Here is a 12,357-nt window from a genome sequence, read left to right on the forward strand (position 1 = left end):
ATTACGCTGTGTGCTGTTTGATTAGTTCAATAAAGTGGTCGAATAACGGCGCTGCGTCTTCTGGACCTGGGCTCGCTTCAGGGTGACCTTGGAAGCTGAATGCTGGTTTGTCTGTACGGTGAATACCTTGTAGAGAACCATCAAATAGTGATTTGTGCGTTGCACGTAGTGTCTCTGGAAGGGTCTCTTCGTCAGCAGCAAAGCCGTGGTTTTGCGAAGTAATCATCACAACATCACGATCTAAATCTTTCACTGGGTGGTTTGCACCGTGGTGACCAAACTTCATCTTCACTGTCTTAGCGCCTGACGCAAGAGCAAGAATCTGGTGACCTAGACAGATACCGAAGATTGGTAAGCCTTTTTCTAGGAACACTTTTGTCGCTTCAATTGCGTAAGTACATGGTTCTGGGTCACCAGGGCCATTTGAAAGGAAAACACCGTCTGGGTTCAGAGCAAGTACTTCTTCAGCTGAAGTCTCAGCAGGAACAACCGTTAGGCGGCAGCCGCGGTCAACAAGCATTCGTAGGATGTTTCGTTTGGCACCGAAGTCATAAGCAACAACGTGGTATGGCAATTCTGAGTCTGCTTTCGCTTCAGGAAGTCCACCCGTAAGCGTCCACGAACCTTGTTTCCATTGATACGCTTCTTTTGTTGTAACTTCTTTCGCAAGATCCATACCTTTCAGGCCAGGGAATTCTTTTGCTTTAGCTAGAGCCAAAGCTTCGTCTAGGTTGTTACCCGCTACGATACAACCGTTCTGTGCGCCTTTTTCACGAAGAATACGCGTCAGCTTACGAGTATCGATATCAGCGATACCAACAACGTTTTGCGACTTAAGGTAATCAGAAAGGGATTGTTCATTACGGAAGTTAGAAGCGATTAGAGGGAGATCGCGAATCACAAGGCCTTGAGCGTGGATTGAAGAAGATTCTTCGTCTTCGGAATTGGTTCCGGTATTGCCAATGTGAGGGTAAGTAAGGGTAACGATTTGTTGAGAATAGGAAGGATCAGTGAGGATTTCTTGGTACCCCGTCATCGAGGTATTAAAAACGACTTCACCAACTGCAGAACCTACAGCGCCAATGGCTTCACCGTGAAATACTGTCCCATCTTCTAGGACGAGTAGTGCTGACTTCTTCAAGACAACCTCCAGAAATAAAAATGCATTAAAATTGATTTAATTTGCAAATCTACCTTCCTGCAACACCAAAAACTGCGTGTTTATGGAAATTAGACAAATTGGCGGTATTTTAGTGATCTGCGTGATACGTGTCAACATTTAACTCAAAAGAAATTAAACATTTGTAAGGACTAATTCAATTTACCCCCTCAAAGCTCCAAAAGTTCAACTTTCATACGCATTTAGCTCGAATATTACGATTTTCTAATTTTCACCCCTCATTTTAGCCAACCATAGAGTGATAAAAATATCAGCAACAAAACGCAATCGATAAATACCAAGAGAAAACATGACAATTTAAAGATCTAAAACAAAAAACACACTAAAGACCACATAAACAGCACAAAAATAGAGGAAAAATGACGATAAGAAGAAAGTAGAAGGAAGATCGTAGAAGGGAGATTACGAAGGAAAAGGTACCAAATAAAGAAAGCGCCGGCAATTGCCAGCGCATAAATATCTATTTACAGGTCATTCAAACCAAGCACATCCGTCATGGTATAAAAGCCTGCTGGTTTATCATTTAACCAAACCGCGGCCTTGATTGCGCCATTAGCAAAGGTCATTCTATCAGTGGCTTTATGGGTAATTTCCACTCGTTCACCGATATCAGCAAACATAGCGGTGTGTTCACCAATAATGTCACCGGCACGAATCGTCGCGAAACCAATCTCATCTTTAGTACGCTCACCAGTAATACCTTCGCGTGACCATACGGCTACATCGTTCAGCTCGTTGCCCATCGCACCCGCAATAGCTTCGCCCATACCAATCGCAGTACCTGACGGTGCATCGACTTTATGACGGTGATGAGCCTCAACGATCTCGACATCACAATAGTCGCCCATTACTTTAGCGGCCTTCTCTAGCAGCTTAAAGACCAGGTTCACACCAACGCTGTAGTTAGGTGCCATTACGATCGCCATCTCTTTTGAAGCAGCATCAATCACCTGCTTCTCTTCTTCAGAGAAACCCGTCGTACCGATAATCAGTTTTTTACCGTGACGTTTACAAAGTTCAATATTCGCTAATGTGCTAACAGGGGCAGTAAAATCGACAATCACATCAAACTCTTCGATGGCTTTAGACAAATCATCGACTAAAGCAACATCAAAACGACCTTCACCGCATAACTCGCCGACATCTACGCCGACCAAAGATGACTCTGGACGCTCTGAACCAGCTCCAACACTTGCTTCTGAATTATGATGAGCGGCTTTCACCAAGTTGCGACCCATGCGGCCCGCTGCTCCTGCAATTGCAATTCTTACCACTGCGAATATCTCCATTGTTTTGGTTACCGTTGCCACTGATCTCTTGCAGCAACGTTCAATCGATTAATCTCTTTAAACTAACAACAATCTCAAACTCAGGCTAGCAATTACGAAAACTCTTTTATTACTCGCTCTAAAATTGGCACATTTGCCTCTGGGAAGGCGTATTGATTCAATGATTCTAGGCTCACCCATTCACCTTGTTGACCTTCTTTGCCATAAGGCTGCTCTTCAAAGTCGGTCACAAGGATGAAGTCGAACTTAAGCGACTTATCGGTGTAATCAAATTCAAGGTGCTCAAACAGAGACTGTTCTGTCACCTTGATGCCAATCTCTTCGTCAAGCTCACGAGTCATCGCTTGCTCAATGGTTTCACCCTCTTCAACCTTGCCACCAGGGAACTCCCAAAAACCGCCCTTGTGTTTGTCGTCCGGACGTTTAGTGATAAATACCTGTGACTTATCTTGGTTAAAGATAATGCCAGCTACAATATGGATTCTTTTCATGTGTTGGTGTTCCTTCTATGTCCCTAGCGTCATTCCCTACAATGAGGAACGAATTAGATAGGGAATCTGCTCTTTTGTTAGTTCGAAAGATCCCCGACTCGCTCGTCCCTCACTCTCGAGGATGACGCTATCGAAACCTTATTATTTTCACATACAAAAAGAGCCGCCTAAGCGACTCTTTTTATCAATAAGTTTGTGTGAAGCTAAGCTGTGACGTGGTGAGTGCAAGGAGGAGGCACAGAGCTTACGTTAGTAAGTGAGTACCTCCGACACTGCAATCATCCGTTACAGCAACGATTCACCAGACTTAGTCTATTTTACCGTGACACTGTTTGTACTTCTTGCCACTTCCACATGGGCATGGTTCGTTACGACCCACTTTACGCTCATCACGTACTACCGTTTGTGGAGATGCCGCTTCAGCTTCATCGTCAGCTAGCTGGTTTTCAGCCGTTGCATGTTGTGCTTGTGCACGACGCGCCGCTTCTTCAGCTTGAGCTTGACGTTGAGCTTCCATCTTTTCAACTTCTTCTTGTTGCTGAACGCGAACTTTAGAAAGGATGGTAACAACGTCTGTTTTTAGTACATCTAGTAGGCCTTCAAACAGTTCAAACGACTCGCGCTTGTACTCTTGTTTCGGGTTCTTCTGAGCGTAACCACGTAAGTGGATACCTTGACGAAGGTGATCCATCGCAGCCAAGTGCTCTTTCCAAAGACCGTCTAGCGTTTGTAGCATCACAGATTTCTCGAAGTTACGCAGTACTTGAGCACCAACCACTTCTTCTTTCTGTTTGTACGAATCAACCGCCATACCAAGAATACGCTCACGCAATGCTTCTTCATAAAGCTTGTCGTCTTCGTCTAACCAACCTTGAATATCAAAGTCTAGATCGAAGTCATTCTTCAGACGATCTTGTAGACCCGCGATATCCCACATGTCTTCAAGAGACTGAGGTGCGATGTATTCATCAATCACTGATGCTAGTACATCTTCACGGTTGTGTTCGATCATTTCGCTGATGTCGTCAGAACTCATCAGTTCATCACGAAGCTCATAAACCACTTTACGTTGGTCATTGGCTACATCATCGTACTCAAGAAGCTGCTTACGAATATCGAAGTTACGACCTTCAACTTTACGTTGTGCTTTTTCAATTGAGCGAGAAAGCATCTTAGATTCGATAGCTTCGCCCTCGTCCATACCACTTTGGATAAGACCAGCCATACGATCCGATGTGAAGATACGTAGCAGAGAATCTTCCATTGATAGGTAGAAACGAGAAGAACCCGCATCACCTTGACGACCAGAACGACCACGTAGCTGGTTATCGATACGGCGAGATTCATGACGCTCAGTACCAATGATGTGCAGACCACCTGACTCAAGCACTTTATCGTGGATTACCCTCCAGTCAGCTTTGATCTTCTCGATCTGCTCTTTGGTTGGATTCTCTAGCTTCTCAACTTGTGCCTGCCAGCTACCACCTAACACGATATCGGTACCACGACCAGCCATGTTAGTTGCGATAGTTACCGCGCTCGGCATACCAGCTTGTGCAACGATCTCTGCTTCCATTTCGTGGAATTTAGCATTTAGAACGCTGTGCTTAATTTTTGCTTTTTTCAGTGCGTTAGACAGTAGCTCAGACTTCTCGATAGAAACCGTACCAACCAATGATGGCTGACCAGCTGCTACACGGTCTTTGATGTCTTCAATGATCGCATTGAACTTGTCTTCTTCAGTACGATAAACCACATCTGGCATATCGTTACGAACCATAGGTTTGTTGGTTGGGATAACCACCGTTTCTAGGCCGTAGATAGACTGGAATTCGAAAGCTTCTGTATCGGCTGTACCTGTCATACCTGACAACTTTTCGTATAGACGGAAGAAGTTCTGGAATGTAATCGATGCTAGCGTCTGGTTTTCATTCTGAATCTTCACACCTTCTTTAGCTTCAACAGCTTGGTGTAAACCTTCAGACCAACGACGACCTGGCATAGTACGACCAGTATGTTCATCAACGATAACCACTTCGCCTTCTTCAGTAACGATGTAGTCGACGTCTTTCTCAAACAGTACGTGTGCACGCAGCGCTGCATTAACATGGTGCAATAGGCTGATGTTTGTCGGAGAGTAAAGCGTATCACCCTCTTCCATCAGGCCGTTTTTGACCATTAGCTCTTCTACAAATTCTTGACCGTTTTCAGTCAGGTGAACTTGTTTCGATTTCTCGTCCATGGTGTAGTGACCTTCACCACGGTACTCTTCAGAATCTTCTTTATCTTGGCGCTCAAGGTTAGGGATCAACGTGTTAATACGCGTGTAAAGATCTGAACTATCTTCAGCTGGGCCAGAGATAATAAGTGGAGTACGAGCTTCATCGATTAAGATTGAGTCAACCTCATCGACAACAGCAAAGAAGCGCTCACGTTGAACACGATCTTCAGCACGGAAAGCCATGTTGTCACGTAGGTAATCGAAGCCAAACTCGTTGTTTGTTCCGTATAGGATATCCGCTTGGTACGCTTCTTTCTTCTCTGGTGGAGCCATGTTTGGCACGTTCACGCCAACAGTCATACCAAGGAATTCAAATAATGGGCGGTTTGTTTCCGCATCACGCTTCGCTAGGTAGTCGTTCACCGTTACTACGTGAACACCTTTGCTAGGTAGGGCGTTAAGATAAGCTGGTAGGGTTGCTGTAAGAGTCTTACCTTCACCAGTACGCATTTCTGCAATTTGGCCAGCATTTAGAACCATGCCACCAATCATTTGCACGTCAAAGTGACGCATGCCGTAAACACGCTTAGACGCTTCACGTACCGTAGCAAATGCTTCAGGTAGAAGTTGGTCTAGCGATTCACCTTTATCTAAGCGCTCACGAAACTCAACCGTTTTTGCTTTTAGTTCTTCGTCTGAAAGAGCTTCAAACGTTGGTTCGAAGTTATTAATTTCTTTTACAATTTTTCTAAGGCGGCGCAGTGTTCTGTCATTGCGACTGCCAATTACCTTTGTCAGCAGCTTAGTAATCATGTGCTTGGAATCTCTTCGTTCTCAGATCGTCCGCGATCTATTTTAAATGCCGTCAGTGTCTCTACTAGCTATGAACTAGTCTTCAGTTACTAACCAAGGATACTGAGATAAATCTAGTATCTTTGATATTGTACTTGAGAGTAGAGTTTTCAAGGCTTGAGTTAAAATTAATGCCCTTTAGTGTAAGTAATTTTCACACCAACAACCATTTATAACCCCATTTGTTTGATGTGCTTGGAACTTTTCTTTCTAATTGCTGATGGATTAGCCAGACTGCAGCTCATTGGGAGACAACTTTCGGATGTTGACGACACTGTATCTGGAAAATAGATACAAAAAAACCAGGTCAATGACCTGGTTTTCGAAATCTTATATTGTTGTAAACAACAATTACGCTAGAACCATTCCTGGCTCAGCAAATGCAACAGGAGAGCCTACCTCTTCTTCGAATGTTGCCCATTCCCAAGCTTCTGCGTCAGCAAGTACTGCACGTAGTAGTTGGTTGTTTAGGCCGTGACCTGATTTGTATGCTCGGAACTCACCAATAATAGCGTGTCCACACATGTACAAGTCACCAATCGCATCTAGTACTTTATGAGTTACGAACTCATTGTCAAAACGTAGACCTTCTTCATTAAGAATTCGGTACTCGTCAAGTACGATAGCATTATCAAAGCTACCACCAAGTACTAGGTTTTGAGATTGTAGATACTCAATGTCGCGCATGAAGCCGAAAGTACGAGCGCGAGAAATTTCTTTCACAAAACCTTGTGAAGAGAAATCAAACAACAAACGTTGCTCATCAGATTCAATTGCTGGGTGGTTAAAGTCGATCTCAAAGTCCATACGGAAGCCGTTAAATGGAACAAATTCTGCCCACTTATCGCCATCTTCAAAACGGATAGGCTTTTTGATACGAATAAAACGCTTCGCTGCATTCAGTGTTTCTACACCCGCTTGCTGTAGCAAGTATACGAATGGGCTTGCGCTACCATCCATAATTGGGATCTCAGGAGCATCTACTTCAACAATAATGTTGTCGATGCCCATACCCGCTAAAGCTGCGTTAAGGTGTTCCACTGTAGAGATACGTACGCCTTCGTCATTAACAAGAGCTGTACATAGCATAGTGTCACGAACTGACGCTGGATCAGCTGGGAAATCTACAGGTGGATTTACATCTGTACGACGATAAACAATACCTGTATTTGCAGCTGCCGGGCGAAGAGTAAGTGTGACTTTACGACCAGAGTGGAGACCCACACCAGTTGTTTTCACAATTTCTTTCAGAGTACGTTGTCTGATCATCTGCTTGCCTCGTTATCAGTGCTACAAATCACGGTCAGTATTTACCGACCGCGAATTTTACCATTAATTCGACGATAGTCAAATTTTGGGTATTTGTTAATCAGCCTGACGTCGTAAGAATGCTGGAATATCTAAGTATCCACTCTCTTTCTCAGCCTTAGGTGCTGCACTTTGGCTAGCGCCTGTACCTGAAGAAACAGGTGACGTTGTTGGCTGCGGCTTAACTTGAGGTTTAACCTCAGTTTTTTCTTGCAATGGTTGTGCCACTTTCTCTTCCACTTTTGGTGCAGTTTGAGCCGCTACCTGTGGTTGAGGAGTTGGTGCCACCTTAGCTTTACCACCAGCAACTAATGTAATGTCTGGTTTTTTCTCTGTGCCGATACCAGTTGCTACAACAGTTACACGGATTTCATCCGTCATATCAGGGTCTAGAGAAGTACCAATCACAACTGTTGCGTTATCAGATGCGAATGCCTTAACTGTATTACCTACTGTTTCGAACTCATCTAGACGCATATCTAGGCCTGCTGTGATGTTCACAAGAACGCCACGTGCGCCAGCTAGGTCGATGTCTTCTAGTAGTGGGCTAGAAATTGCCGTTTCAGCAGCTTCTTCAGCACGGTCTTCACCTTTTGCGATACCGCTACCCATCATTGCATGACCCATCTCAGACATTACGGTGCGAACATCCGCGAAATCGACGTTAATCATACCAGGGCGAGTAATTAGCTCAGCGATACCTTGTACAGCGTTTTTAAGTACATCATTGGCACTTGCGAAAGCTTCTAGCAGAGTTACGCCGCGGCCAAGTACTTTAAGTAGCTTCTCATTTGGAATCGTAATTAAAGAATCCACATGTTTAGAAAGCTCTTCAATACCTTGCTCAGCAAACGCTAAACGCTTTTTGCCTTCAAAGCTAAATGGCTTAGTTACAACAGCAACCGTTAGCACACCCAACTCTTTCGCAACTTCAGCAATAACTGGAGCAGCACCTGTACCAGTACCACCGCCCATACCAGCTGCGATAAATACCATATCGGCGCCAGTTAGAACTTCTTTAATTCTTTCTCGATCTTCGAGAGCTGCATCACGGCCTACTTGTGGGTTTGCACCAGCGCCCAAACCTTTAGTGATATCACCACCAATTTGGATCACGCTGCTCACGCTTGTTTTACGAAGTGCTTGTGCATCAGTGTTAACACTGATGAATTCTACGCCTTCGATTGATTCACGTACCATGTGCTCAACAGCGTTACCGCCACCGCCACCAACTCCAACGACTTTAATTACTGCATCGTCAGACATTTCCATCATCGGTTCAAACATGTGTTATCTCCGTTTTTTCCTGCAACTCAGGTTAAAACTCTTTTTGTATCCAATTACGCAATTTGCCAAATAAACCAGACATAGAAGGTGCTGAACGCTTAGGTTCGCTGTAATCACCTTCATCACTGATCTGACAATCTCTTGCGTAATGAAGTAAACCAACCGCCGTAGAATGATACGGCTCTTTAACATAGTCAGTTAAGCCACTAACTTCTAATGGCTTACCAACTCGAACTTGATTGCGGAAAACACGTTCCGCACACTCTACCAACCCGTCAATTTGTGCCGCTCCACCAGTGAGAACGACGCCAGCTGCAAGGTGGTGTTTAATACCTTCATCTCGTAGCTGTAATTGAACCGTATCAATAGTTTGGTTAACGAGACCCATAAGTTCAGTGTAACGTGGTTCAATCACTTCCGACAAAGTTTGTCGTTGCAAACTTCTCGATGGGCGACCACCAACACTTGGGACGTTAACAGAATCATCCTTGCTTACGAGTTCACTCAGAGCGCAACCATGGTTTACTTTTATCTCTTCAGCATCGCTCACTGGCGTGCCGAAAGCGAAGGCAATATCACTGGTTACTGCATTTCCTGCGTAGGAAAAGACTTCTGTGTGTCGAAGTGCGCCGCCAGTCCAAATGGAAATATCCATTGTACCCGCACCGATATCTACCACACACACTCCAAGCTCTCTCTCGTCCTCAGTAATTACCGCATTGCTTGAGGCAAGTCCTGAAAACACGATTTGTTCTACAGTGAGACCACATCGTTCAACAGCTTTAATAATGTTTCTCGCCATGTCGCTATGGCAAGAAATTAGGTGAACACTGACTTCCATTCGAACACCAGATAAACCAAGTGGGTTCTTAATCCCTTCTTGATAATCAATGGTAAATTCTTGTGGGATCACGTGCAGAATTCTCTGCTCATCACCTATTTTAATTGATTTCGCGGTATGGATCGCTCGATCCATATCGTCTTGAGACACCTCTTCATCAGAGATAGTGCCCATGCCTTTTTCAATTCGGCTTGCGATATGTTTACCCGATAGCGAGATAAATACATTGCTGATTTGGCATTCCGCCATCAACTCTGCTTGATCAATAGCTCGCTGAACCGACTTAACTACCGACTCTAGGTCGTTTACACCACCTTTATCCATACCTCTGGATGGGCTTTGCCCAGAACCAATGATATTGATTTGACCATCAGGCAATATTTCACCAACCAGAGCTGATATGGTCGCAGTGCCTATATCAAGACCAACGATTATGTTGTCATCTGCGGTCTTAGTCATCTGTGCTCTCTTCTAACTCTTGCTCTGGAAACCAGCCTACAGCGGCTCCCGTATCATACCTGAGGTCGATGTAGCTCACTTGATTCGCTTTACTACCAAGTTCGTTGTAAAGCGAAATGAAGCGTTCAACACGCTCATCTAAAGAATCTTTACCTAGTTCTAAACGGATACCGTTATCTAGGATTATTTGCCAAGCGCGACGCTCATTGAGAACGAGTGAGGTAACGGTTAACCCTAGACTGTTAATCAAAGGGGTTATCTGTCGCCACTTTTCTATCACTTCTTGGCTGGTGCCGTCTGGGCCGTAAAGCTTAACTCTATCGCCCTTCAACAGGCCGATATCACCATTAAACACCTGACCATCATCATTCAGCAGCATGTTACCGTTCCAGATTGCTGCTGCATGGTACTCAGTCAAAAATACTTTTATTGTGTCTGGCCACTGCTTACGAATGGAGACCACTGAGACCCAAGGTAACGCTTCTAAACTGTCTTGCAACACACCGATGTCTTGCGACATGAAGGTTCCAATATGCTCTAGCTCGCTAAAGGCATGTTGAACATCACCAGCGGTTACGTAAGTTAAGTCGCCTTGAAGTACTATTTTGGAGAGAGGCAATCGCTGATCGTCCCACATCCAAGTCAGTGTGGTATAGAAAAGAAACCCAATGAATAGCAATACCATGACAAAAAAAGACCCACCTAAGGCGTGTTTCTTGAGCGACGGTAAACTGAATAGGTGGCGGTTTTCGCTAAAAGTACTTTCTACCAAAGCCCGCATTCCCTGTCGTTGGTTCGCAATTCTATTCCCTATCTTCGTAATAGAGGTAAAAGCACTTACTTTAACCTATGAATTATACTGAGCAAAATCAAACTATCAAACGTTGATAATAAGATTTTTGGTCAATTTTAGGTCAATCGCAAGAAGTGAGCGATTGACCACAGTCTGTAGACAGTATTCTGTTACGCGTTCTGCATTTTATTAATGTCTAACTGTAACGATTCCAACTGCTTCGCTACTCGACCAACATCGCCCGCACCCTGCGTTAAAACAAGGTCACCACCTTGAATTACGTTAGCTAAAGCCGATGGCAGTGCGTTGATATCGGCAACAAAGATTGGATCTATCTTACCACGCCCGCGAATAGTTCGACTTAATGAACGTCCGTCAGCCCCTGCAATAGGTTTCTCACCCGCAGAATAAACATCTAACAGAATTAGGACATCAACCTGCTCAAGAACGTTCGCAAAATCATCATACAGATCGCGAGTACGGCTATAACGGTGCGGTTGGAAGATCATTACAAGACGTTTATCAGTCCAGCCACTTCGTGCTGCTTGAATCGTCACATCAACTTCGGTTGGGTGATGACCGTAATCATCGACCAACATTGCAACGCCTTTACCTGTTTCGTACTCACCTAGGTGATCGAAACGACGCCCCGTGCCTTCAGTTCCCGCCATCGCTTTGAGAATCGCTTCATCGCTGATGTCATCTTCTGTTGCAACAGCAATCGCCGCGGATGCATTCAATGCATTGTGACGACCTGGAATGTTTAACGTGATATCAAGGTTTGCTTTACCTTCACGTACTACCGTGAACTTACCTTGTTGACCTTCTTGTACGTAGTTCTCAATACGAATATCCGCATCTTCAGAGAAACCATAAGTAATCACCTGGCGACTTACCTGAGGGATAAGCTCACGCACTACTGGATCATCAACACACATCACAGCCTGACCGTAGAATGGTAGGTTGTGTAAGAAATCGATAAACGTCTGCTTTAGCGTTTCAAAATCGCCGCCGTAGGTATCCATATGATCCGCTTCAATGTTAGTTACGATACTAACCATTGGTTGCAGATGTAAGAATGACGCATCACTCTCATCGGCTTCAGCGATAAGAATACGGCTTGAACCTAAACGTGCGTTAGTGCCAGCACTTTTCACCAAACCACCGTTTACGAAGGTTGGATCTAGACCTGCTTCCGAGTAAATCTGTGTCACTAGCGCAGTCGTGGTTGTTTTACCGTGCGTACCTGCCACAGCAATGCCGTGACGAAAACGCATCAGCTCAGCCAGCATTTCTGCACGACGAACGATCGGTGTGCGCGCTTCACGAGCTGCAATAATTTCTGGGTTTTCTTCGTTGATAGCGGTTGAAACCACCACCACACTTGCGTCGGCAACGTTGCTTGCTTGGTGACCGATATAAACGGTCGCACCCTTGCTAACTAAACGATCAGTCACTGGGTTTTGAGCAATATCAGAACCCGTGATCTGGTAGCCTTCATTTAGCAAGACTTCAGCAATCCCGCTCATTCCGGCACCACCAATACCAATGAAGTGGATAGATTTAACACGGCGCATCTCTGGCACCATTGCACGGATTTGCGCTAAGTCTTGGGTATGTTCAATCGTCATCAATT

Annotated in this window: 9 protein-coding genes; all 9 read right to left on the reverse strand. The window is 44.7% G+C overall.

Annotated elements, in window-relative coordinates; genetic code table 11:
• Position 1 precedes the first annotated feature (1 nt).
• The 9 genes from carA to murC all read right to left on the reverse strand — a co-directional run bounded on the left by carA (position 2) and on the right by murC (position 12,352).
• Complete coding sequence (gene carA / locus MSG36_RS14055) at positions 2-1,141, reverse strand: glutamine-hydrolyzing carbamoyl-phosphate synthase small subunit (RefSeq protein ID WP_048609692.1); 1,140 nt, start codon at positions 1,139-1,141, stop codon at positions 2-4.
• A gap of 503 nt (positions 1,142-1,644) precedes the next feature.
• On the reverse strand, positions 1,645-2,469 hold the full coding sequence (dapB, locus tag MSG36_RS14060) for a 4-hydroxy-tetrahydrodipicolinate reductase (RefSeq protein WP_020628676.1): 825 nt from the start codon (positions 2,467-2,469) through the stop codon (positions 1,645-1,647).
• A gap of 92 nt (positions 2,470-2,561) precedes the next feature.
• Positions 2,562-2,960, reverse strand: a complete 399-nt coding sequence (mutT, locus tag MSG36_RS14065) for an 8-oxo-dGTP diphosphatase MutT (protein WP_048618233.1) — start codon at positions 2,958-2,960, stop codon at positions 2,562-2,564.
• 307 nt (positions 2,961-3,267) lie between these two features.
• A complete protein-coding gene (gene secA, locus MSG36_RS14070; RefSeq protein WP_061039495.1) occupies positions 3,268-5,994 on the reverse strand; it encodes a preprotein translocase subunit SecA in 2,727 nt (908 codons plus the stop codon).
• Between the two features lie 390 nt (positions 5,995-6,384).
• Entirely contained in the window at positions 6,385-7,302 is a 918-nt protein-coding gene (gene lpxC, locus MSG36_RS14075) for a UDP-3-O-acyl-N-acetylglucosamine deacetylase (protein ID WP_010434751.1), read from the reverse strand.
• 96 nt (positions 7,303-7,398) lie between these two features.
• Positions 7,399-8,628, reverse strand: a complete 1,230-nt coding sequence (ftsZ, locus tag MSG36_RS14080; RefSeq protein WP_017059291.1) for a cell division protein FtsZ — start codon at positions 8,626-8,628, stop codon at positions 7,399-7,401.
• Positions 8,629-8,659: 31 nt separating this feature from the next.
• Positions 8,660-9,928, reverse strand: coding sequence for a cell division protein FtsA (gene ftsA, locus MSG36_RS14085; RefSeq protein ID WP_010434747.1), 1,269 nt, complete (start codon positions 9,926-9,928; stop codon positions 8,660-8,662).
• Positions 9,921-10,700 (reverse strand): cell division protein FtsQ/DivIB, encoded by a 780-nt coding sequence (locus MSG36_RS14090; protein ID WP_029235089.1) that lies wholly within the window; start codon positions 10,698-10,700, stop codon positions 9,921-9,923. The genes ftsA and MSG36_RS14090 overlap by 8 nt, the downstream gene beginning before the upstream one ends.
• A gap of 191 nt (positions 10,701-10,891) precedes the next feature.
• Positions 10,892-12,352, reverse strand: a complete 1,461-nt coding sequence (gene murC, locus MSG36_RS14095) for a UDP-N-acetylmuramate--L-alanine ligase (protein ID WP_017059288.1) — start codon at positions 12,350-12,352, stop codon at positions 10,892-10,894.
• Between the last annotated feature and the right edge of the window lie 5 nt (positions 12,353-12,357).

Origin of the sequence: Vibrio sp. 1CM8B, assembly GCF_023161685.1 — a bacterium.
GTDB lineage: Bacteria > Pseudomonadota > Gammaproteobacteria > Enterobacterales > Vibrionaceae > Vibrio > Vibrio coralliirubri.